The sequence below is a fragment of the Streptomyces sp. G-G2 genome (assembly GCF_030063135.1).
Lineage (GTDB): Bacteria > Actinomycetota > Actinomycetes > Streptomycetales > Streptomycetaceae > Streptomyces.
Map to the genome: position 1 here is coordinate 21,492 of NZ_JASISO010000018.1, position 22,186 is coordinate 43,677.

The 22,186-nt window shown below is 70.2% G+C and carries 24 protein-coding genes and 1 pseudogene; 19 read left to right on the forward strand and 6 right to left on the reverse strand.

What is annotated here, in order from left to right; all coding sequences use genetic code 11:
• Positions 1-185: 185 nt before the first annotated feature.
• The 7 genes from QMF80_RS16205 to QMF80_RS16235 all read left to right on the forward strand — a co-directional run bounded on the left by QMF80_RS16205 (position 186) and on the right by QMF80_RS16235 (position 7,098).
• Positions 186-1,766 (forward strand): FMN-binding glutamate synthase family protein, encoded by a 1,581-nt coding sequence (locus QMF80_RS16205; protein ID WP_502962864.1) that lies wholly within the window; start codon positions 186-188, stop codon positions 1,764-1,766.
• Between the two features lie 25 nt (positions 1,767-1,791).
• A complete protein-coding gene (locus QMF80_RS16210; protein ID WP_283453806.1) occupies positions 1,792-3,519 on the forward strand; it encodes a thiamine pyrophosphate-dependent enzyme in 1,728 nt (575 codons plus the stop codon).
• A 270-nt stretch (positions 3,520-3,789) separates the two neighbouring features.
• Complete coding sequence (locus tag QMF80_RS16215; protein WP_283453808.1) at positions 3,790-4,266, forward strand: hypothetical protein; 477 nt, start codon at positions 3,790-3,792, stop codon at positions 4,264-4,266.
• A gap of 204 nt (positions 4,267-4,470) precedes the next feature.
• Complete coding sequence (locus tag QMF80_RS16220) at positions 4,471-4,665, forward strand: hypothetical protein (protein WP_283453809.1); 195 nt, start codon at positions 4,471-4,473, stop codon at positions 4,663-4,665.
• 429 nt (positions 4,666-5,094) lie between these two features.
• On the forward strand, positions 5,095-5,298 hold the full coding sequence (locus QMF80_RS16225; protein WP_283453811.1) for a cold-shock protein: 204 nt from the start codon (positions 5,095-5,097) through the stop codon (positions 5,296-5,298).
• A gap of 456 nt (positions 5,299-5,754) precedes the next feature.
• Positions 5,755-6,453 carry a carbonic anhydrase gene (locus QMF80_RS16230; RefSeq protein WP_283453813.1) on the forward strand — a complete coding sequence of 233 codons (699 nt, stop codon included), beginning with the start codon at positions 5,755-5,757 and terminating at the stop codon, positions 6,451-6,453.
• Positions 6,454-6,720: 267 nt separating this feature from the next.
• Complete coding sequence (locus QMF80_RS16235; RefSeq protein WP_283453815.1) at positions 6,721-7,098, forward strand: nuclear transport factor 2 family protein; 378 nt, start codon at positions 6,721-6,723, stop codon at positions 7,096-7,098.
• 107 nt (positions 7,099-7,205) lie between these two features.
• Here QMF80_RS16235 and QMF80_RS16240 read toward each other — a convergent pair whose 3' ends face one another.
• The gene (locus tag QMF80_RS16240) at positions 7,206-7,772 is read right to left on the reverse strand and encodes a hypothetical protein (protein WP_283453817.1); all 567 of its coding nucleotides are present in this window, start codon (positions 7,770-7,772) and stop codon (positions 7,206-7,208) included.
• Positions 7,773-8,153: 381 nt separating this feature from the next.
• Between QMF80_RS16240 and QMF80_RS16245 the strand changes: the two genes are divergently transcribed.
• The 5 genes from QMF80_RS16245 to QMF80_RS16265 all read left to right on the forward strand — a co-directional run bounded on the left by QMF80_RS16245 (position 8,154) and on the right by QMF80_RS16265 (position 12,830).
• Entirely contained in the window at positions 8,154-8,975 is an 822-nt protein-coding gene (locus QMF80_RS16245; protein ID WP_283453819.1) for a S1 family peptidase, read from the forward strand.
• 446 nt (positions 8,976-9,421) lie between these two features.
• The gene (locus QMF80_RS16250; RefSeq protein ID WP_283453821.1) at positions 9,422-9,577 is read left to right on the forward strand and encodes a hypothetical protein; all 156 of its coding nucleotides are present in this window, start codon (positions 9,422-9,424) and stop codon (positions 9,575-9,577) included.
• Positions 9,578-9,599: 22 nt separating this feature from the next.
• Positions 9,600-10,811 carry an adenine nucleotide alpha hydrolase family protein gene (locus QMF80_RS16255; RefSeq protein WP_283453823.1) on the forward strand — a complete coding sequence of 404 codons (1,212 nt, stop codon included), beginning with the start codon at positions 9,600-9,602 and terminating at the stop codon, positions 10,809-10,811.
• A 1-nt stretch (position 10,812) separates the two neighbouring features.
• The gene (locus tag QMF80_RS16260) at positions 10,813-11,670 is read left to right on the forward strand and encodes a TauD/TfdA dioxygenase family protein (protein ID WP_283453825.1); all 858 of its coding nucleotides are present in this window, start codon (positions 10,813-10,815) and stop codon (positions 11,668-11,670) included.
• Positions 11,667-12,830, forward strand: coding sequence for a cytochrome P450 (locus tag QMF80_RS16265; protein ID WP_283453827.1), 1,164 nt, complete (start codon positions 11,667-11,669; stop codon positions 12,828-12,830). Before QMF80_RS16260 ends, QMF80_RS16265 begins: the two co-directional genes overlap by 4 nt.
• 103 nt (positions 12,831-12,933) lie before the next feature.
• On the opposite strand, the gene QMF80_RS16270 is transcribed toward QMF80_RS16265, so the two are convergent.
• Entirely contained in the window at positions 12,934-13,086 is a 153-nt protein-coding gene (locus QMF80_RS16270) for a hypothetical protein (protein WP_283453829.1), read from the reverse strand.
• A 305-nt stretch (positions 13,087-13,391) separates the two neighbouring features.
• Between QMF80_RS16270 and QMF80_RS16275 the strand changes: the two genes are divergently transcribed.
• The 3 genes from QMF80_RS16275 (at position 13,392) to QMF80_RS16285 (ending at position 15,381) form a co-directional block, all read left to right on the forward strand.
• On the forward strand, positions 13,392-13,799 hold the full coding sequence (locus QMF80_RS16275; protein ID WP_283453990.1) for a YciI family protein: 408 nt from the start codon (positions 13,392-13,394) through the stop codon (positions 13,797-13,799).
• Positions 13,796-14,941 (forward strand): RNA polymerase sigma factor, encoded by a 1,146-nt coding sequence (locus QMF80_RS16280; protein WP_283453831.1) that lies wholly within the window; start codon positions 13,796-13,798, stop codon positions 14,939-14,941. The genes QMF80_RS16275 and QMF80_RS16280 overlap by 4 nt, the downstream gene beginning before the upstream one ends.
• A gap of 233 nt (positions 14,942-15,174) precedes the next feature.
• Positions 15,175-15,381 carry a hypothetical protein gene (locus QMF80_RS16285; RefSeq protein ID WP_283453833.1) on the forward strand — a complete coding sequence of 69 codons (207 nt, stop codon included), beginning with the start codon at positions 15,175-15,177 and terminating at the stop codon, positions 15,379-15,381.
• Positions 15,382-15,617: 236 nt separating this feature from the next.
• On the opposite strand, the gene QMF80_RS16290 is transcribed toward QMF80_RS16285, so the two are convergent.
• The gene (locus QMF80_RS16290; protein ID WP_502962857.1) at positions 15,618-16,220 is read right to left on the reverse strand and encodes an NmrA family NAD(P)-binding protein; all 603 of its coding nucleotides are present in this window, start codon (positions 16,218-16,220) and stop codon (positions 15,618-15,620) included.
• Positions 16,213-16,401 (reverse strand): annotated as a pseudogene (locus QMF80_RS38325) (hypothetical protein); the annotation flags it as partial. The gene QMF80_RS16290 and the pseudogene QMF80_RS38325, both read right to left, overlap by 8 nt.
• Here QMF80_RS38325 and QMF80_RS38330 point away from each other — a divergent pair.
• Entirely contained in the window at positions 16,348-16,833 is a 486-nt protein-coding gene (locus QMF80_RS38330; RefSeq protein ID WP_502962858.1) for a hypothetical protein, read from the forward strand. The pseudogene QMF80_RS38325 and the gene QMF80_RS38330 sit on opposite strands and share 54 nt — an antisense overlap.
• Positions 16,834-17,177: 344 nt before the next feature.
• Positions 17,178-17,996 (forward strand): GNAT family N-acetyltransferase, encoded by an 819-nt coding sequence (locus QMF80_RS16300; RefSeq protein WP_283453835.1) that lies wholly within the window; start codon positions 17,178-17,180, stop codon positions 17,994-17,996.
• Positions 17,997-18,167: 171 nt separating this feature from the next.
• On the opposite strand, the gene QMF80_RS16305 is transcribed toward QMF80_RS16300, so the two are convergent.
• Both QMF80_RS16305 and QMF80_RS16310 read right to left on the reverse strand, forming a co-directional pair.
• Positions 18,168-18,746 (reverse strand): dihydrofolate reductase family protein, encoded by a 579-nt coding sequence (locus QMF80_RS16305; protein WP_283453837.1) that lies wholly within the window; start codon positions 18,744-18,746, stop codon positions 18,168-18,170.
• Between the two features lie 444 nt (positions 18,747-19,190).
• The gene (locus tag QMF80_RS16310) at positions 19,191-20,021 is read right to left on the reverse strand and encodes an ABC transporter substrate-binding protein (RefSeq protein ID WP_349372212.1); all 831 of its coding nucleotides are present in this window, start codon (positions 20,019-20,021) and stop codon (positions 19,191-19,193) included.
• 288 nt (positions 20,022-20,309) lie between these two features.
• On the opposite strand from QMF80_RS16310, the gene QMF80_RS16315 reads away from it, so the two are divergent.
• Together QMF80_RS16315 and QMF80_RS16320 are read left to right on the forward strand one after the other, a co-directional pair.
• Positions 20,310-20,918 (forward strand): TetR/AcrR family transcriptional regulator, encoded by a 609-nt coding sequence (locus tag QMF80_RS16315; RefSeq protein WP_283453839.1) that lies wholly within the window; start codon positions 20,310-20,312, stop codon positions 20,916-20,918.
• 456 nt (positions 20,919-21,374) lie between these two features.
• Positions 21,375-21,548, forward strand: a complete 174-nt coding sequence (locus QMF80_RS16320; protein WP_283453841.1) for a hypothetical protein — start codon at positions 21,375-21,377, stop codon at positions 21,546-21,548.
• Positions 21,549-22,186: the final 638 nt, after the last annotated feature.

Consider the following 22,186-nt stretch of genomic DNA (forward strand, 5'->3'; position numbering starts at 1 on the left):
GGGCGAGAGCGCGCCGGGCCGGGTGGGTCCCGGGCCCCGGGCCCCGCACTGAGCTTCACCAGCGGAGCCGGAGCCGGAGCCGGGAGCCGGAGCCCGACGGCCCGCAACGGCGGCCCCCGGACCGCCGTGACCTGCGAGTAGCGGTACTGATTGAGGGCCGGGCTTCGGGACAGAAGAGTGGTGTGCTGAAGATACTCGTGCTCGTTTTGTCCGGATCGCTCGCCGTGGGTGCCTCGGCCGCCGCCCTCCAGGTCTCGCCCTGGTGGTGGGCCGCGGCCCTCCCGCTACTGCTGCTCGTCGTGGTGGCTGTGTACGACCTCGTGCAGCGCCGACATTCCGTGCTGCGCAACTACCCCCTGCTCGGGCACCTCCGGTTCGCGATGGAGGCGCTGCGGCCGGAGCTCCAGCAGTACTTCATCGAGCGGAACTTCGACGGGCGCCCCTTCGACCGCGACACGCGCAGCATCGTCTACGAACGGGCCAAGGGCACCGACGCCGCGGAGCCGTTCGGCACCGAGCGGGACCTGTACCAGGCCGGCAGCGAGTACCTGACCCCGTCCATGGCCCCCCGGCCGGTGCGCACCGACCCGCCCAGGGTCCGGATCGGCGGGCCCGACTGCACCCGGCCGTACGACATGGCCCTCCTCAACGTCTCGGCGATGAGCTTCGGCTCGCTGTCCGCCAACGCCGTACTCGCCCTCAACACCGGCGCGCGGCTCGGAGGCTTCGCCCACGACACCGGCGAGGGCGGCCTCTCCGAGTACCACCTGCGCCCCGGAGGGGACCTCGTCTGGGAGATCGGCACCGGATACTTCGGGTGCCGGACGGACGACGGCGGCTTCGACGAACGGCAGTTCGCCGAAAAGGCGGCCGACGCGCAGGTCAAGTGCGTATCGCTGAAGATCAGCCAGGGTGCCAAGCCCGGTATCGGCGGGGTGCTGCCGGGAGCCAAGGTGAACGCCGAGATCGCACGGGTACGGGGGGTCCCGCAGGGCGAGACCGTGATCTCGCCGCCCTTCCACCGCGTCTACTCCACGCCCCGGGAGCTGGTCCGTTTCCTCGCCCGGATGCGCGAGCTGGCCGACGGAAAGCCCGTCGGATTCAAGCTGTGCGTCGGTTCGCGCCGTGAGTTCCTCGCCGTGTGCAAGGCCATGCGGGACGAGGACGTCACGCCCGACTTCATCGTCGTCGACGGCGCGGAGGGCGGTACGGGCGCGGCGCCGCTGGAGTTCGCCGACAACGTCGGCCTGCCGCTCAGCGAAGGGCTGATGACCGTGCACAACGCCCTCGTGGGGGTCGGACTGCGCGACCGGATCCGGATCGGAGCCAGCGGCAAGGTCGCCACCGGCAGTGACCTCGTCAAACGCCTGCTCCAAGGCGCCGACTACACGAACGCGGCCCGCGCGATGATGTTCGCGATCGGCTGCATCCAGGCCCAGCGCTGCCACACCAACACCTGCCCCGTGGGAGTCGCCACCCAGGACGAGCGGCGCGCCCGCGCGCTCGACGTCGGCGACAAGTCGCAGCGCGTACGGCGCTACCAGGAGGCGACGGTCAAGAGCGCCCTCCAGATCATTGCGTCGATGGGGGTCGACGAGCCGCAGGATCTGCACCCCCACATGCTGCTCCAGCGCGTGGACCCGCAGACGGTGCGCTCGTACGCCGAACTGTACGAATGGCTCACACCCGGACAGCTGCTCGCATCACCTCCCGACGACTGGGCATCCGATTGGCTGGCGGCCGATCCCGACCGCTTCACGCACTGACAACCGCCGGACCGGAGGCCTTCCCGTGGCACGAACCGTCGCCCACGTCATCGTCGACGCACTCAAGGAGCTGGGTGTCCGACACGTCTTCGGCGTCGTCGGAGACGCCCTGAACCCGCTGACCGACGCGATTCGCACCACGGACGACCTGGACTGGGTCGGCTGCCGGCACGAAGAGGCCGCGGCCTTCGCCGCCGGGGCCCAGTCGCAGCTCTCCGGAAACCTCGGCGTGTGCATGGGAACCGTGGGACCGGGCTCCGTACACCTCCTCAACGGGCTGTACGACGCGGCCAAGAGCCACACCCCCGTCCTCGCGATCTGCGGGCAGGTGCCCCTCGCCGAGATCGGCAGCGACTACTTCCAGGAAGTCGACAACGACCTGCTCTTTCGTGACGTGGCCGTCTACCGCGCCACCGTCACTTCTCCCGAGCAGATGCCCCGCATGCTCGAATCAGCCGTGCGCGCGGCCGTCAGCCAGGGCGGAGTGGCCGTCCTGACGGTCCCCGGCGACCTCGGCGACCAGGAACTGGGCGAGGACCGACCGACGCGCTTCGCCCTCGACCGGGCCGTCACCCGGCCCGACGACCCCGCCCTCGCCCAGGCCGCCGAACTCCTGAACTCCGCCTCCCGCGTCACCCTGCTGGTCGGCCGCGGGGCACGCGACGCCCGCGCCGAGGTCCTGCGTACCGCCGAGCTGCTCTCCTCGCCGATGGTGCTCACGCTCAAGGGGAAGGAGGGCTTCGAGGACGGCAACCCCTTCCAGGTGGGCCAGACCGGGCTGATCGGCAACCCCGCCGCCTCCCACGCACTCGACAGCGGTGACGCGCTCCTCATGCTGGGCACCGACTTCCCCTACCGCGACTGGTACCCGAAGGACTGCAAGGTCGTCCAGATCGACACCCGCGAGGAGCACCTGGGCCGCCGGGTTCCCGTGGACGTGGGTCTCGCGGGCGATGTCGGAGCCACTCTGCGGGCCTTGCTGCCGCTGCTGGAGGAGGTGCCGGACCGTACCCACCTTGACGCGGCCCGGGAGCGGTTCGCCCACTGGCAGGAAGGCCAGCAGCGCCTGGCCGACCCGCACCACGACCACCGCTGGACCGGGAAGCTCCGGGCGGCGCTGGACAACCGCGACCATCAGATCCGCCCCGAGGCGCTGGCCGCCGCCGTGGACGGCCATGCCGCCGACGACGCCGTGTTCACCTCCGACACCGGTATGGCCACCGTCTGGCTCTCCCGCTTCGTCACCATGCGCGGCACCAGGCGGCTGATCGGCTCGTACAACCTCGGCTCGATGGCCAACGCCATGCCCCAGGCCCTCGGGGCCCAGCTCTGGGCGCCGGACCGGCAGATCGTCGCCTTCTGCGGCGACGGCGGACTGAGCATGCTGCTCGGGGACCTCATGACGATCAAGACGTACCAGCTGCCGGTCAAGCTCGTCGTCTTCGACAACCGCCGCTTGGGCATGGTCAAGCTCGAACAGGAGCAAGCAGGCCTGCCCGAATTCGGTACGGAACTCGACAATCCAGACTTCGCCGCCGTCGCCACGGCCCTCGGTCTGACCGGGATCCGCGTCACCGACCCGGCAGACCTCGACGACAGCGTCCGCCGGGCCTTCGAGACGCCGGGCCCGGTCCTGCTGGACGTGCTCACCAACCCGGAGGAAGTGGCCGTGCCGGGCAAGCCGACCGTGTCGCAGGGCTGGGGCTTCGCCATTGCCAAGGTCAAGGAGATCCTCCCGAGCCGCGAGGGGTGAGCGCGGAGCACGCCGCGCCGACCGTCTGAGGGGACGGCGGCGGGAGCCGCCGGCGAGTAGGTGTGACCGGTGGCCGGAGGCCGGCCCAGCGAGGGGGTGACTCAACGACAGCTGCTGTCCCTGGCTCCTCCAGCTCCGCGGCCATGGGGCGACGCCGACGAACCGATGCTCCGCAGCGCCGTGAGGCCGCCGCAGCGGGTGCGCCGCACATCCGGATGGGGAAAGCTGGATGCGGCGGCGGCAGCAGCCGCGGCCGGGCGAGGAGGTCTCGTGGACGCTTCAGGAAACGACAGGCGCACTCCCGCGCTCCGGACCCACGTGCGGACGGCGGTGCTGCTCTGTGCGGCCGCGGCACTCGCCGCTGCGACCGCGCCAGCCGCCGCCCAGGCCCGGAGAGTCCCCGAACGGGACCCGGTCCTGGTCGTCGACTGCTTCGCCCAGGCACAGGTGCGCCCCGAGGAATACCTGCTGGCCTGCGGCGACGGCAACAACAAGCTCGTCCGGCTCCACTGGGACAGCTGGAGCACGCGGACCGCGACGGCCACTGGCACGGACCTGGCGAACGACTGCGTTCCCTACTGCGCGGCCGGCAGATTCCACAGGTACCCCGTCTCCGTGACCCTGAGCGACCCCCAGCCGTGGTCCGCCCACCCGGACCTCCAGCGGTTCACCACGATCCGGCTCCTCTATGCGGGCACGGCGCCGTCCCCGCTCCCCAAGGACGTGACCTACAAGCTTCCCGGCTGACCCCCGCCGCATTCTGGGGCCGTCAGGTGGCCGTCAGGCGGGTGGCGTGTGGTGGCTGAGCGTGAGCGAGCCGCGCCCCGGGCGCGACGTGGCGCCCTACGACGACCCACTCCCACCATTACCATCCGTCACGAAAACATGCGGTCTGTGACGATTCGTGGCAGCGTGGCGGGTGGAACATCCCCGGCTTTCACGGAGTGAACGATGAGCGGTACGCAGGACAAGAACCAGCAGCCGAGCAAGGGCCGCGAAGAGCAGGAGCGGCAGCACGAGAGGCAGCGTCCCGGCCAGGACGAGCCGAAGGAGATGCCCGGCCGCCCGTCGCGCGAAAGCCGTGAGGAGCCCACGCGCCGCCGTGAAGGGGAGCTGGACGACGACATGCGTGACGACGCGCTGTAGTCAGCGCCGTGACGTGGCGGGCCCGCCCGGTCAGCACCCCCGGGCGGGCCCTGCCATGTGTGCACGTGCGTACGGGCCGCGCGGCGGCAGTCGCGGAACGTTCTGCGGCGGGTCCCGGGTCCCGGGCAGGCGGTGGGCGGTCAGGGTCGCCGATCGGGGTGTCGTCGGGGGCCACCAGCCCCGGCTTCCTCCGAGCTCTCGGCGGGCACGCCCGTCCGCGTGTGTCGCGGGCGTGACACGGGCTCGTTTCCTCTGGTGCGGGGCTGAGGTGGGCGTGTAGCGTTTGCGTCAGCTGTCGTGGTTCGGAAGTTCCCCTTTGCCCACGCCGAAGGTGTGGGCGTTTTGCTGTGCTGTGCCGCAGGAACCAGGGCGATCACCTCCGTCTTCCGCATGGTGCGGTTGGCGTTCATCGACTGGAAGGCATGAAACATGGCTACGGGAACTGTGAAGTGGTTCAACGCTGAAAAGGGCTTCGGCTTCATCGCTCAGGAGGGTGGCGGCCCGGACGTGTTCGCCCACTACTCGGCGATCAATTCCTCGGGCTTCCGTGAGCTCCAGGAGGGCCAGGTCGTGACGTTCGACGTCACCCAGGGCCAGAAGGGCCCGCAGGCCGAGAACATCAGCCCGGCCTAGCCCGACCGATCTCGCCCCGCCCCGGACGCCGGGAGCGGCGCGTACGGATGCCCGTGCACGGATACGTACCGTCCGCGGAGCATCGTTCGCCTGAACGTCGCCCGGGCCTCAGCGGGATGTGAGACGCACACGATCAGGGCCGCGCAATCGCGCGGCCCTGATCCGTGTCGAGCCGGGGCGCCGCGCGCAGGGGGGTTTGACGCAGGGCGACATGCCGGGCCTCCCGTCTGTCCACGGCCACTGATGTGCCCAGGAACGCGATCTCGGCTCCGGACGCGGCGGTCCCTCGCCCGACGTGTGGGCTGTCTGAGGTAATCGTGTCCGCGCCGGCGGATGGCGGCCTGTGCCTCGTTCCGGCATGCCGGACAATCGCGGCCGTAACGGCGTACCGATACGTCTCTGCGGCAACGAGGGGTACCACCCATGGACACAGCGGGACTTCCGGCTCGCAGAAGCATGGTGACCGGCGGCCTGGCCGCCGCTGCCGTTGCCCTCGCGGGGTGCTCGTCGGCCGGCACTCCGAAGGCGACGACCGCCGCGCCGCAGCCACGGCCGGACACGCCCAAGGTCGCGTTCGCGCGCCTGATGGAGGGCAACGTCCGCTGGGTGAGCGGGGACCTTGATCACCCCGACCGGGATCCCAAGCGGCGTGCGTTCGTCGCCGCGGCGCAGAACCCCTTCGGGGTGATTCTCTCCTGCATCGACTCCCGGGTGCCGCCCGAGCTCGTCTTCGACACGGGACTCGGTGATCTGTACGTCCTGCGTACGGGCGGCCAGGCGATCGGTGCGGTCGTCACCGGCTCTGTCGAGTACGGGCCCATGACGGGCGCCACTCCGCTGATCGTGGTGCTCGGACACCAGCGCTGCGGGGCCATTGAGGCGGCGTACAAGTCGTTGAAGGACGGTGCGCCCCTGCCCGGCAATCTCCAGGCGATTGTCAAGGCGGTGGAGCCGGCGTACCGGCTGACGGTCAAGGATCCGGGCGCCGATCCAGTCGACACCATGATTCACCACCAAGTCAGGCTCACCGCGGACGATTTGAGGGCCAACGCGGATCTGGGGCCCCTCGCGAAGAAGGGCGCCCTGGCCGTTGTCGGTGCCTACTACTCGCTGGACACCGGCAAGGTGGAGGTCCTGACGGGTTCGCCAGCCTGAGTCCTCACGCTCGGCCCTGTTGCCGACTGACGCTGATCCGCGGGGGCTTGACACCTGCGGGTGCGCGTCGAGGTGGTGCGGGGCCGCGGACCGGTCTCGTAGCGCGTACGCCGGTTCTTGGCTCCGCACGCTCCGCGCATCGGAACTCTTCACGCGGCTTGCCCTACCTGGCAGGTAATCGACCCGGCCGGCCCTCCCGTCGCAGGATTGCCCCATGAGCCGCACCGGCTCTGAGGCAGCTGACCGAGACTAGAGGAGACGGTATCCATGAGCACCCTCAACACGTTCGGGGCCGCGGTCGAGCGCTACTTCGCGGCGTGGAACGCCCGTGATGGCGACGCCCTCGCGGATGCGGTCGCCGCGGCATGGACGGAGGACGGCGCCTATACCGACCCGCTGATGGACGTACGCGGTCACGAGCAGCTGGCCGCCGGCATCGCCGCCGCACACCAGCAGTTCCCCGGCTTCGAGTTCAAGCTGACCGGTGAGGTCGACGGGCACCACAACACGGCCAGGTTCACATGGGACCTGGTGTCCACCGCGGACGGTTCATCCCCGGCCGCAGGGTTCGATGTGATCACGCTGTCCGAAGACGGCCGCATCATATCTGTGCAGGGATTCCTGGACCGGGTTCCTGGCGTCTGAGCCACCACCAGACACCCACTGGGCAGCCCATCGTCCAGGCATTGATCAGCGTGAAGGCCGTGGGGACGAGCCTGCTCCTACCGCCAGGCGGCTTCCCGTACGGCGCGTCACATTCCGTCGGTGATGTAGTAATCGTTCTTGAGGTACTCCAGGGTGTAGCTGCCGAGGTCGCTCTCGGAGAAGGTTGCGGAGGACCTGACCGCTTCGAGTGGCATCTCGACCTTGTCGGGGGTGCGCACGATGACGCGCCGCGGGTCGACCGTCGCGCTCTGCAGGGCCTTCTTCTGCTCCGGTGAGATCATCTGGAACACCACGACGTATGTCGACGTGCACGGACCGAACCCCTCGTCCTGCGCCTTCTTCGCGCCGGGCCCGGCAACTTCGCAGACGGTGGCGATGTCCTCGCGGCCGAGGGCGTGGAGGTACTGCTCGTACCGCTCGATCGCGCGCTCCTTCGTCCTGGGCGCGGGCTGGTTCCCGGTCGGGGTGGCCGACGGCTTCTCGGTCCGAGGGGACGCGGACGGCGTGGCCGACGGCTCTTCTGCCCGGGTGGACGCGGACGGCTGCGCAGGCTTCGCGTCCGCGTCCTCCTTCGTCTTCTCCGGACCGCACGCGCACGCCACCAGCGCCACGCAGGCCGATACCGCCACGCTCACCATCGTCCGCGTTCTCATCCGGTCCCCTCCATCAGCCGACCACACACCTCAAGAGGTGACGCAGGATCCGGGGGAGCGGTTCCCGAGCTGGCCCGGGAGTCGTGATCGGTGGCCGCGCTCGTCGCGTCTCACCGACGCCCGTGAGCCGACCGCCCCGCGCGGTGGGCGCCGCGCGGGTGCAGGACGTATACGCCGACCAGCGCGGCCCTCGCGCCGACGCGGATCGGATCCCCGGGGCCGGGGCCGGGGACGTTGAGGTGGGCCGGGGGTTACCCCGACCCTGCTGGGGGCCGCTACCTGGCCTGCGCTTCGGCCTGCTGCCCCGATGGTCCGGTGGATCTTGAACAGAGAAACTGGACACATCGAGACACTTCCGGATTTTCGAAGAAAGGAACCCCTATGTTCAGCGTGAAGTCGGTACGTGGCCGCGTGGCGCGCGTCACTGCCGTCAGTGCTCTCGCGGCTGCGGTGTGCGGCACCCTGATGACCGGCAGCGCCGGGGCGATCGTCAACGGGGACGACGTCACCGGGCGTTACCCGTTCATGGCGACGATCCCGGAGTCGGCCCCGTCGCAGGGACTCCTCGACGGGACCTGCGGAGCCTCGCTGATCGATCCGCAGTGGGTGCTGACAGCGGCCCACTGCGTGCGGGGCGAGGCCCTCGTGCTCGACGGCACCGTCCGCGTCGGCAGTGACCAACGGAAGTCCGGGGGCACCGTCCGGGCCATCGACCGGATCGTCGTCCACCCCGGCTACGTGAACAGTTACAAGGGGGGCGCGAACAAGGACGACATGGCGCTGGTCCGCCTCGACCGCCCTGTGGCGGAGACGCCCGTCCCGCTCGCGAAGGGGGCGGGGCGACCGGGTACCCCGACCAGGATCCTCGGCTTCGGTACCACCTCCGACACGGAGTTCACGTTCGCGGAACGCCTGCAGCAGCTCGAAACCCGCAGGGGTGCCACAGCCGAGTGCGCCCCCGGTTACGCCGACCGCACCCGGCTGTGCACCGTCAGCCGCGTACCCCAGGCCATGGCCTGCTTCGGTGACTCCGGCGGACCGCAACTGCAAAAGGGCAGGAACGGGCGGTGGGAGCTGGTCGGAGTCACCTCGGGGCCCGGTGCCCCGGGCGTCGCGTGCTCTGCGGGGCCGGGGCTCTACAGCAGCGTTCCCGCCTATGCGGACTGGATCCAGAAGATCATCAAGCCCGACCGCCACGCCTGATCAGTGACGGGGCCGACCGCATGGAATGGGCAGCACGCCCCATGCGGCGGTGCCCGTCCGTCTCCGCGTCGGGCCGACTTCGGCATCGCCACCCGTGGCGCAGCCGAGCGAAGGCCTCGCCGCGGCCGCGACCGCCGCGTGATCGTGGCGCAATCCCCGGGCGGAGCCGGGCCCGGTCTCCTCGCGGATCTCCTCGCCGGACGCCTGCCTGCCGCGGGAACCTGCCGACTTGGCGCCCGTAAATCGCCGGAAATTCCCGCCCGGAATTTCCCAGAAACCCACCGCCCCCTCTCGGCTACTCGAATATCCCTGGGGAACATGCGCCCCGCTGGACGCGCTAAAGACGGAACCAGCTAATTTCTACCGCGATGATCCCCGGAATTCGGTGCTACGGTGAGCCTCGGCTCGCGCACAGCCGTACCGCCCACCATCTCCAGGAGGCATCAATGTTCGTGGAACTCATTGATCGCACAGAAACCGAAGACAACCTGCGGGCGGAAGACATCGTGTTCACCACGCTGCCCTCCCTCGGAATGGACCGGATGACCGCCGAGGGCGTCGAATTCGTCCTCTGCACCTCCGCTCTCACCGCCCAGGTCTGACCCCGGACAAAGGAGCGGATGCGTGTCGCAACAGCTGCCCATCCATCTTGAGGACGTACTCGGCACCCGCACCCTGGGGCTGGCGGACCTGACGATCGGCGAGCTGCTCGCCGCGAACCGCCTCCCGGAGACCATGTTCCAGCCCTATGTCGTCAGAGGGGCCACCGCGACGCCCGTTCCCCTGACAACACGGCTGGACGACCTCCCCGAGGACGCCGAACGGCTGCTCGTACGGGCCATCCGCAACACGCTGTTCCCCACGGTGCTGCCCGCCGACCGGGAACCCGTGGGGCCCGTCGGCCCGCCGGGCGCGGGGATCGGCTTCCGGTCGGTGCGCACGGCGCTGGACGGAACGGCGCGCGAAGTCCACGCGACGGTGGGGCAGGGAGAGGCCCGGAGCATCGTCGCCTCGCAGGTGGCCGAATTCGAGGAGAAATACGCGATCTCCGCCGCCGGCTGCGTATTCGGAATATCCGGGGGTGGTGACAGCAACGCGCTGGCCTATGGGCTGGCCAACTCCATTCCGCAGGACCGGCTCACAGCCTTTACCCTGGTATTCGGCGCCGTCTTCTCTCCGGAGGCCGCGGTCCGGGCCGGAGTGCTGTGCCAGGACCTCGGAATCAGCCACCGTGTACTACGACCCGAAGACATAGCAGAACTCCTCGGGGTCAGAACGTCGATGGACGAACTCTACAAGGACTTCAGCGACACCTTCACACACGAGGCACTGCACTTCTTCGGAACCTTCCTCATCCTGCGCACGGCGCGGAAACTCGCCGACCAGCACGGACTGCGCGATCTGGCATTCGGATACAATCGCGAGGATCTGCTGGCCGAGGCCATGTTCATGGTGATGAACGGCCGGCGCCCGCTCTCCTACCCGGTCCGCACCGTGGGCAGGCACCGCGTGGTGATGCCCGTGTGGAAGGCCCCGAAGCTCCTGCTCGACGCCTGCCACCCGAGTTTCAGCCTGGAGAACTACCGGGAGCGCGACCCCTACACCACGCGTCAGCGGAGTCTCGCGTTCTTCCTCGCGCACGCCATGGACTCGGCGTACCCCTCCTTCGGGCTCAGCGTGCTGACCGGGATGTCACAGGCGTTCGACGGGGCCTGGGGCGAGGTCACCCACCACGAGGACCTGGACGTGTTCGTCACCGAGCAGGCCAGTACGCAGAGCATCGAACAGGTCCGCGCGCTCCTGTCCCGGCACTTCGGTCAAGGGGCCGTGAACTGAGATGCCCGCTCTACCCGTTCCGGACCTGCCCGTTCCCGCCCGCTGGGCGCGGACGCTGGACGACTGGCCCGCACGGGTACCGTCACAGCTTGCGGAGGGGCTGGTCGCCACCCGCCGCTCGGGTCGACTCGACGAGCTGCGCCGGGGCGACGAGCAGTACCCGGACTTCACCGCCTCGCTGCGCGCGGCGCTGGCCGGATCCGCGCGCAGCGTCACGCTGAGCTTCTCCGAACCCCGGTGGACGCTCGCCGTGGTGTCGGCCGCCGGCGCCCTGCTCGGGCACGTCGACCACCCGGCCGACCCCACGCTCGGCGGCTCGGTCTCCGAGGTGCCGACCGGCGGGGCCGACCGCTATGAGCAGAACTGGCACACCGACAGCACCCCCTGGGCCACGCCCAATCGGTGGACGATCCTCGGCCTGTTGTGTGCGGACCCCGCCCTGCACGAACCCGCGACCGGCGTGCTGCCGTGGGACGAGGTCGACGCGGCATGGCCCGGTGCGGCTGAGGTGCTGGGCGTCCTGCGGGACCACGACGTCGCCTGGCGCCTGCGCTACCCCGGGCTGGCGCAGCTCCGCGCTCCGGTGCGGGGCGCCGTACCGCGCTGGTTCCGCCCCGCGCTGGACGAGGTGATCGGCGGCGGTCCGCCCGCGGTGTCCCTCGCCTGCCGGTCGCTGGAGCGCGCGGTGGACGGCGCGACGCGCTGGTACGAGGCGGTGGTCGCCCCCTCCCGAGTGCTCGTCTTCGACAACTACGCCGCCCTGCACCGCGGCCCCGCCATCAAGGAACCCAGTGCCCGGACGCTGCTGCGCTTCAAGGCAGGCGGTTCACCCGGCCGGCCGATGGTCGAGCCCGGGTGAGCCCCGGCGACCGGTTCCCGGGCCTGTCGCTGGCGCAGCGGCCCGACCTCTTCGACGCGATCAGGGCTCACGGCACGGCGTCCGCAGGACCGGTGTCACCGTGCGCCTTCGGCGGCGAGACCGGCTGGCTCGTCTCGGACCTGCCCACCGCGCGCGCCCTGCTGACCTCGTCCGCCGGGCAGAAGTCGCGGCCCGCGCACTCCCAACGGCTGCTGGGCGGCGTCGGCGTCCTGCAGGCCGACCAGGTGCGCAGCGTCAAACGCCGGCTCGTCACCGCCATGGGACGGGAGGCCCGGCGGCAGCACCTGTTGGCCGTACACCTTGACGCGGCGCTGCGCGGGCGGGAGTCGCCGCCGGGGCCGGGGACGCTGACCGAAGCCCTGTCCGCCTCCCTGCTCGCCCAGCTCACCGGGCAGGAGCCGGGCTCTGTGGACGGCGGACGGCTCCGGGAGCTCGTACGGACGAGCTGGGCCCGGCTGGAACGGCCGGCCGGGCCGGCCGGGCACGGCCCAGGTGGCACCGAGGACGACCTCGCGTCCTTCGTCCACGCGCTGGTCGAGGCCTCGCACTCCGGGTTCACCCGGCACCTGCGCGACGAGGGCTGGACCACGCCCCGCATCGCCGAGGAGCTCCGCGCCATGATCCTTGCGGGCTGGGGCAGCACGACGGCTGCCGTCCTGAGCGCCGTCTCCCTGGGTGCCGCCTCCCAGTGCACGCGCCCGGCCCTTGACGAAGTCCTCAGGATGTACCCGCCGAGCTTCATGATCGCCCGGCGGATCATGGAGCCGCGCCGGGCCTTCCCCTTCGCCGCGGGAGACCTTGTCCTCGTCAGCCCCTGGCTCATCCACCGGGACGGGCGGGCCTGGGCCCGGCCCGACGACTACACCCCGAGCCGATGGCAGACGACGCCGGCGCCGCACTGGTTCCTGCCGTTCGGCCTCGGACCGCGCAGGTGCCCGGCCGCCACCTTCGCCCGCACGCAGATCGCCGCGGCCGCCGAACTGTTCGCAGACCGCTTCCCGCCGCCGGTGTCCGGCCGACTGACCCTGGTCGAATCGCGCAGCCCCGCACTGGTCCCGTGCTGGGACGACGTCCCGCCCTCACGGGAGACCCGCCCCGCAATGGGCGGGGGCCACTTCAGAAGGCTGTCGTGCGGATGACCCGCGCCCCCGGCATCGCTCGCCTGGGCGCAGGCCGATCGGCAGCTCTCGTCGGTCCGCGGCAGCTCGGAGGTGCCTGCCCGTTTGGTTACCCGTTCGCAGGTCAGGGGGTGTCCTCGGCGGACCCTTGGGCCCATTCCTCGCGCGGCCGCAACGTTGCGAGGATCCGTCGGGCTTCGTCGCGGACGCCGACGTCCGCATCCGTTGCCAGCTCGTGCAACTGCTCGGTCAGCCGGTCCGCGCCTCCGGTTGTCATCCACTCGGGGTCGCACCTCGTGCTTCAGGACCTTCGACACTGCTGGGCCCGCACGGTGGGCCACCCCGCCCGGAGCGGCCCACCGTGAAATGCTCGTCCGCGTACACCTACCACCGCAGCCGCACATCGTGGTCGGCACCTGGTCGGCACAGGGGGGTGAGCGCTGACGAGCGCGAGCCGGCCGAAGCGCGGAATCTTTGAAGTCCGCCAGAATATTTCGCGATGGGATGTCGAGAACCCGCGTCCGGCTCCGTCCCAGGAGCGGACACGGCCACAAGGGGCCGTACCTCACCAAGGAGAACATGATGGCCAAGTACCTGCTGCTCAAGCACTACCGGGGCGCGCCGGCATCGGTCAACTGCGCGCCGATGGACCAGTGGGAGCCGGAGGAGGTTTCGGCCCACCTGCAGTACATGCGGGACTTCGCCGCTCGGCTCGTGGGCACCGGCGAGTTCGTCGACAGTCAGGCGCTCTCCCCGGAGGGCACGTTCGTCCGCTACGACGGCGAGGGGCGGCCGCCGGTCACCGACGGCCCGTTCGCGGAGACCAAGGACCTGATCGCCGGCTGGATGGTGATCGACGTCGAGACCTACGAGCGCGCGCTGGAGCTGGCCGGCGAGCTGTCCGCGGCTCCGGGTGCGGGCGGGAAGCCGATCCACGAGTGGCTCGAGGTGCGCCCGTTCTACGGCGTGCAGCCCACGGCCACCGAGTGAACGAGTCGCTGCTCCGGGAGCTGGTGCCCGCGGTGATCGGTGTTCTCGTCCGTCGCGGAGCCGATTTCGCGGCGGCCGAGGACGCGGTGCAGGACGCCCTGGTCGAGGCCGTGCGCGGGTGGCCGGACGACTCGCCGCGGGACCCCAAGGGCTGGCTGGTCACGGTGGCCTGGCGCAAGTTCCTCGACGCGGTCCGCGCCGATACCTCCCGGCGGCGGCGAGAGGAGCGGGTCGAGGCCGAGCCGGTGCCCGGCCCGGGCGACGCGGTGGACGACACGCTTCAGCTGTACTTTCTGTGCGCGCACCCGTCCCTGACTCCGGCCTCGGCCGTCGCGCTCACCCTGCGCGCGGTCGGCGGTCTGACCACACGGCAGATCGCGCAGGCCTACCTCGTGCCGGAGGCGACCATGGCCCAGCGCATCAGCAGGGCCAAGCGGATCGTCTCCGGTGTCCGGTTCGACCAGCCCGGCGACGTCGCCAGGGTGCTGCGCGTGCTCTACCTGGTCTTCAACGAGGGCTACTCCGGCAATGTCGACCTCGCCGCCGAGGCGATCCGACTCACTCGCCAAGTGGCGGCCAGGACCAGCCATGAGGAGGTCGCGGGCCTGCTGGCGCTCATGCTGCTCCACCACGCACGGCGCCCGGCACGGACCGGCCCCGACGGAAGGCTCGTGCCGCTGGCTGAGCAGGACCGCGGCCTGTGGAACACCCAACTGATCACCGAGGGCGTCGAGATGCTCCAGAGCGCCCTCGCCCGCGACCTCCTGGGCGAATTCCAGGCCCAGGCGGCCATCGCCGCGCTCCATGCCGACGCCCGGACGGCCGAGGAGACCGATTGGGTGCAGATCGTGGAGTGGTACGACGAACTGGTGCGACTCACCGACAGCCCGGTGGTCCGCCTCAACCGGGCTGTCGCGGTGGGCGAGGCCGACGGCCCGCGGGCCGGCCTGGCCGCCCTGGCAGGGCTCGACCCCTCCTTGCCCCGGCACGCCGCCGTCGCCGCATACCTGCACGAGCGTGATGGTGATCCAGTGACCGCAGCGCGGCTCTACGCCCAAGCCGCCCGATCAGCACCCAACATCCCCGAACGCGACCACCTCACGCGACAGGCCGCCCGGCTCAACGCGCAGCTGCGCGGTTGAGCGCCGAACCCGCCAGTGGTGCCGTCGTGGTACGTCGTGCTGGCGATGACCTGGGTCGGGATCATGTCGGCGTCACCACTCGGCGAGGCACGGGTTGAGCACGGCGGCGGCACGGACCCTGCGGGCGGCGTCCGCCGGGAACGCGCGCAAGGCGTCGGTCCGCGCAAACCCCGAGGAGGTCGAGGCCGCAGCCCATGAATCTCGTCAACCGGTGCACCGTAAGGTACCGCCCCATGAAATCGTTGATCGCCGCCATTCGCGAACAGGATGAAACGGCCCATTTCCTGCGAGACCGCGCCGCCGTTGCTCTTGGCCTCGACCTTCCCAACGAGGCGGACGTCCTGGCCCGCCTGCGGGAGGTGGCCGTCGGGATCGGAAAGGACTTCGTCCTCATCTTCACTCCGGAGGGAAATCCCTACGAACTTCTGATAGAGAACTGAGGCGAACCGTGCCGGCAGGCGGCACGGGCCGTCATGGAGAGACGGGGATCAGTCGACGGTGAGACCGTGCCGAGGTGGCTGGGCGCTCGGCTGGAGTGTTCGGGAACCCGGCGTGACCGCATACGCGGGACCCGTCGGCGACTTCGTTCGGCCGGACCCGGTTGCCGCGTGCATCGACCTCGCCCCGACACGTGAGCCTTCCGCGTCGAATGCGCCGCCCCTGGCGAGCCGCCCTGTCAGCCCGCGGCGGCGTCCAGTCGCGCCGCGAGACGGGCCTTGCCGGATCGGCTGAGCCAGGTACGGAAGTCCATGACACCGGGGTGGGCCTGGCGCAGCGGGGCGGGGTCGCTGGCGTAGAAGGTGGAGTTCGCCCAGGTGTAGACCTTCGCAACCTCAGGATGGTGCTCCCACAGGATGTCGAGCGGGATCTGGGTGTGCGGGACGGGACGTCCGGCGGCCGCGCTGAGGGCTTCGGTGATCTGCGGGGCGGTGAGCCGGTCGCCGGCGATCGCGATCGCCCTGCCCAGGTAGGCGTCCGGATTGCCGAAGGCCAAGGCGGCGAATGCGCCGATGTCGTCGATGGCGATCAGCGGCATGACCAGGTCGTCGTGCCAGGGGACGTTCAGTGAGCCGTTCTGGAAGAACCGCGCGGGGCTGGTGAAGTCCTCCATGAACACCGCCGGACGCAGAATCGTCGCGGGTATGCCCAGCGCGCGGATGTGCTCCTCGATCTGCCACTTGTTGCCCCCACCCCTGCTTCCGGTAGAAGCGGTTCTGGCTCTCCGCGCCGCCGACGGACGAGAACACCAGGTGCCGGGTGCCTGCGGCCTTCGCGGCATCCGCGACGTTCATGCCCTGGTCGAGTTCGTTTTCGTTCGCGGACTGCACGCTGTAGAGCCCGTTCGCGCCGCGCGCCGCCGCCTCGATGGAGGCGCCGCGGTCTTCGCACGTGAGGTGCTCCGGGCGATGGACGCGCTGCGGCAGGCGCTCCAGCGGGACCCGCAAACCTGCCTGCTGCACAACTTCGCCCGCGTGTACTTCCTGGCGGTCGTGGACCGTCCACTGCTGCGCGGGCTACTCCTGGGCGACCCCCACCTGCTCGGCAAGTTGACCGGCTCGCCCGACCCGGCCCGCGACGACCGGCACGCCGCGGTGGCGCGCGGCTACCTCGCGCTGCTCGCCGAACACGGCCTGCTCCGCGACGACCTGAAGGTGGACGAGATCGGCTACGCCTATCAAGCGACCTTCGAAGGCTTCCTGCGCGCCGAGGGCTCGGCCCCGGCGGGTGGTCCGGAGCAGCGGGCCGAGTTGCTCGCGCGAACCGTCCGGAACGCATTCGAGAACGAGGCGCCCTCCGACCTCCCCTTCCAGGAGCTCAGCGCCGCTACCATCGCGCTGCTCGGCGCCCTGGTCGATGCTGACCGCGCCGCTTTCGGTCTGCCCGAGATCTGAGCGCGGCCGACTGATGCGGCCCAGTACGAGGCGAGCGCGGAGTGGAGTGCGCGCGCCGTGACGCGCCGGGCAACTGGCCGAGTTCGCCGTCCACGCCACCGCCCGCGGTCACGCTCTCGTCGACCGCGAGCTCCACCTCGCCACGTCCTGGACCGACGCCCCCCGAACGCTCCCGCGCGGCTCGCGTCCCCCAACAGTGCCCATGCGCGACCAAGAACGAACGGGCCCGCACCATGGTCCTGCGGCCCTTTGGTCGAGCGGTCTACTCCTATGGCACATCCCACCCCCATCACGTAAGGTCCCTGGAGCGCTATCACCTATTACCATTCAGGGGGCGGTCGGCGATGCCGGACACCAGGATCAGTGAGCTCGTGCGGATATGGATCGACGGCTGGGTCGTCTCGCGCGGCAGCTCGGACCCGATCGACGAGCCGTGGGGATGGACGATCGACGTCGGGCAGCCCAAGCACGTCGCCCGGCACGTCCTGCCGGAGCCCTCCGAAGGTGATGTGCGCAAGATCGTCGCCGCGACGAGCGCGCCGGGGACGTGGCTGAAGCTGTTCGCCGAGGAGCAGGCGGTCCTGCCGTGGGTCGGGCCGGGCTGGCGGTGCGACAGTCCCGGCTTTCTGATGTCCTGCCACCTAGTGCCGCGTCAGGCAGCGTTCGCTCCGTCGCGACACCCCGCACGCACTCTCGCCGCACCGGCCGAAAGCCCACGTACGTCCAGTACAAGGGCTTCCGGCCGGCACACCGAGAGCACGCACCGGACGCCGCTTCTCGACGGACAAACGTTGCCTGACGCGGCACTAGTACCCGTGCGCCCTGAGGTGCCGGCCGGTTACACGCTCACCAGTTGGACCCGGGGTGGCGTCAGTCGAGTGCTGGTCCGCACGCGCGCCGGGCACTTCGCCGCCCGTGGACAAGTCGCCCAGGTAGGCGCCCATGCCATGGTCGACCAGGTCGAGACCGCCGTCGAGCACCGGCGCAAAGGCCTCGGGGGCCTGGTGATGCGCACGCTACAGAGCACCGCGTACGAGGCCGGTGCAAGGACTGGCCTCCTGGTGGGCACGCCCGAGGGTCGGGCGCTCTACTCCTCGCTGGGCTGGACCATGCGCTCCCCGATGACGAGCCTCTGGTACGAGCCGTCGGAAGCCGCCCAGTGAGCCGCATGGGACACCACTGGCCCCCTTCGCCGGACTCCACCGACCCGGCGCCATCCTGTGGCTCCGCAGTCTCCAAACCCACCGCGTGGTCTGAACTGAGAACGGTCCCCGCTCAATACGCCTTGTGCCGTGCCGGGCGCCGCGGCCCCGTGCACCTTTCCGGTCACGGCCCTAGCGCGCCACGCGGTAGTGGAGGTAGACGACTCCCGAGCTGAAGGTGCGGGTCTCGACGAGTTCGAGATCCACCCGGCGCTCGTGCTGGGGAAAGAACGGAATGCCACCGCCAACCAGCACCGGGTAGACCCTGGCCCGGTACTCGTCGATCAGGTCCAACGAGGCCGCCTCGGCGGCGAGAGTCGCGCCGCCGATCGCGATGTCGCCTTCCCCCCGCTCGCCTTCCCCCGGCTCGGCTCGCAACCGCTCGATCTCCTCCTTCAGGCCGCCGGAGGCCAGGCGGGCATTGCCCTGCACCGTCGGCAGGGTGGTGGAGAACACCACCTTGGGGAGCGGCTTCCAGATCGCGGCCCACTCGAGCATCGAGTCGTCGAGCGATGGATCCTGGTCGGCGGTCTCCCAGTACAGCATCGCCTCGTACAGTCGTCGTCCCAGCAGGTGGACGCCGACCTCGCGCATCCCTTCGGTGACGAAGCGAAAGACCTCCTCGTCGGGCGCGGTCCAGTTGAAGCCGCCGTCCGGCCCGACGATGTAGCCGTCAAGTGAGACGCCCATCGAATAGGTCACGCTGCGCATCAGAAGTCCTCTTCCGTAACGGGTTCGACAGTACGGCCGCCGGAGGCCGCAGGACTCGTCGCAACTCGCGGGACCCCCGGGGCCGATCACCTCACGAGACCATTTCGTGGGGAAGACCGCACTGGGGACTCGCGGTTGGTGGCGAGAAGCGTGACCATTCGGTGCCAACAAGCGTGTCCCATCGACCGGAAGGAAATGCGCGGCGCCCCCTCGTCGTGCCTGTCCGTCGCAGGTGACCTGGTCCCGGTCTCAGATGATCTGGCCCGATTCACTCCGCTTCTCAGATGATGTGGTCCGTCGGGACAGGCGTGCGGCGACCCGCATCCACCGCCTGCAGGCCGAACTGCGGACTGAGGTTCCCCTGCTCTGCCGCTGCCATTGCGGCCTCCAATCCTCTCCTCCGTCCGGCCGGGCCCCCATGCCGTGAGAGGGGACCGGCCCGGCCTAAACGGTGCCGGCCGGGCCGGGGACGAAGACGTCCTCGGAGGTGAGCAGTCGCTTGGACAGGCCCTGCTCGTGGTGGTAGCGCAGGAAGGTGTCGACCGCCTTGCGGTTGGCGTCGAGGCCGTAGGGCCACCAGTCCTCGCCGAGCAGCGCGCGGTTCGCCGCGAACAGTTCGCTGAACCAGGGGGTGATCACTGCCATGTGCTGCTTGGCCGCACCAGCCCGGAACCGTTCCTGCACGATGTCCTTGGCCTGGTTGAACGCGCGGTACACGGACTGCGCCAGACCGGGCACTTGGGCAAGGTCACGGCGGATGGCGACGATGTGCATCATCGGGAAGATGCCGGTGCGGCGGTAGTAGTCGCGCTCGACCGATTCGTAGTCCACGAACAGCCGTCGGATCTTCTTCGTCGAGCCGTCGATGAGGGGCTGCGGGACGTCAACCGACAGCAGGGCATCGATCTCACCCGCCTCGAGCATGGCGCTCAGGGTCTGGTCACCCTCGGTGCGGCGGATTTCGATGCCGTCCGGGACGGGTTGGGGAATCCAGTCGAAAGCGGGGATCGGGTGATTGGTGCCGCCGATCACCCAACGCATCCGATCAGGCGTGACGCCGTACTCCTCGGCCAGGACGCCCTTCATCCAGACACCCGGGTCGTGGCCCCATAGCGCGAACTCTCCGACGGTCTTGCCCGCGAGGTCCTGCGGCTTCTCGATCCCGCTGTCGACGTTGACGAACAGCGCCGAGTGGCGAAAGCTGCGGTTCGGGAAGATCGGCAGGGCCAGGAAGGGTGAGTCGTCCTGGTCGAAGGTGCGCAGGAAGTAGGTCAGCCCGAACTCGGCGGTCCAGTTCGCCCTTGGCCATGCGGTGGAAGACGTCGGAGATCAGCGGCGAGGTCTCCAGGGTGGCGTCGACGCCGCCGATCGCGACCCGCCCGTAGAACAGCGCCTCGGTGTGCTCATACCGGTAGACGCCCACCTTGAGCTTCAGATCCGTCATAGCTGTACTCCTCCTCCTCGCAGGCTGCTTCCGTGAACGGACATTCACCTTTACGGTGACGGCAGGCGTTCCCACGGTCAAGGTGAATGGACGTTCATTTACGGAGAGGGGCGTGACCGGTGCCACGCATTACTGCCGAACGCCGGGCGGCGAACCGGGCGCAGATCGTGGCGGCGGCCCGTCGCTGCTTCTCGCGGGACGGCTTCCACCAGACCTCGATGCCCGACATCGCCGCCGAAGCGGGCGTTTCGGTGGGAGCCCCCTACCGCTACTTCGCCGGCAAGGAGGAGATCATCCTCGAAATCGCCGGCGACGCCTTTCGCGTGATGTTCGATCCCGTCGAGCGCCTCATCAACGCGGGCGGCGATGTGGCGGTCGCCGATCTGGTGGCGGCGGCAGTCGACCCGGTGAGCCGTGGCCTCACCGCCGACGGGACGGGGCAGGCCGTCCCGGTCGACGAGCTTCTGCGTTGTGCCGTCCAGGCGTGGGGCGAGTTGCTTCGGCACCAAGGGCTACGAGAGCAGGCCGGAGCGGGCTTCGAGCGCGTGCGCAAACGCATCGCGGACGCGCTCCGCGACGGCCAGCGGGCGGGCAGTGTGCCGACCGAACTGGATCCCGATCGCGGAGCGCGCGTGGTGATGGCGTTGCTGCACGGCTTCGTACTGCAATACACGGCGTTCGGACTGGACGACACGGCCGGCTTCACCCACGACCTCCGCGTCCTCTGAACCCACTCGGCGGGGCGGCCCCGCGGGCCGCACCGGAATACTTCGCCTGCCCCAGCCTGCTGCCCTGACCCACCAACGGCGGCCGGGCCTCGCCGGGCGGACACGAGCACTGCCTGCCCGGGGCGGCGAAACCAGCGACGTCATCCAGTCCCCTGGCCGCCGCCCCCGTGTGGTGACGCGGCGCCGCAGCGCCCCTGTTACCGCTCCTCAGGGGGGTCCCCGGCTGCCCGGCTGCCCGGCTGCCCGGGGAGCCATCGGCGCGGCCCGGTGATCTGCCGGTCGGCTTCCCGTCTGCCGTCCCGGCGAGCGGCCAATCACGAGCGGCCAATCGCGAGCGGTTCCTCCGGCCTCATTGCCCATGCTCCCCAGCCATTCTCACTCACCGTGTTTATGGGCTGGGTTTTTGGCTACATGATGTAGCTACAGGTAGTCCGTACCCGACCGGAAGGCAGGAACATGAACCTCGTTGCCGTGCTCATCCTCGTCGCGGTCCTCGTAGCCGTCGCTCTCTTGGCCGTCGCCCCCAGTGCTGCGGCGCGGCGCAATCCCCTTCCCGGCCGCCACCGCTCCACGGCGCCCCGGCTGACACGTATCCCGCGCCAGCAGAGCACCCGGCACCACAGCCGCTGACACCCGCCCGGAGGCGGGCTCAGCGCACACACCCTTCCGCCCCCGCTCACGTCGGTGGCCCGCCTACAACTGCCCTCCAGCGCTGGCGGCCCCGGCCGGTGGGATCGAGGGCGAGGGTAGCGAGGTAGAGCCGCTTGAACGACCAACGCGATCGAGAGCTTGAACGCGAGCACCCTGCGCCGCCTGGACCACGTCGCCGGACTGCCGGATCTCAAGGTCGAGCGCCTCCACGCCCCGTGGCGCCAGATCGCCAATGACCCTCCGGGCTCGCGCTGCGTGTCGACGAGCTCCTGGAAACGTGCGACGGGGTGCCGGGCACAAGGGTTCGGCGCGCCGGATCGCTCCGGCTCGGTACCTGGGCTTCCTGGCGATCTTGGCCGTGGCGGCGGCGGCTGCCTTCGGCGCCACCTTCCTGCCAGAGTCCGCTATCCGCAGCGGGGGCGACAACGTCGGCGTTCACGTCCCGGTCTTCGCCACCGCGGGGGTCGGCGGCATGAGCGTTTACGGAGGGAATCGAGGGCGGCACGGCGGTGCGCGAGCGATGCGCCGCCCACGGCTGGCCCCCGTGGCGGAGCGGGCGCACGTCCCCGCCCGCGTTCCGCCGGTGCACTCGCCCGGGAGGCGGCAGACGGACACGG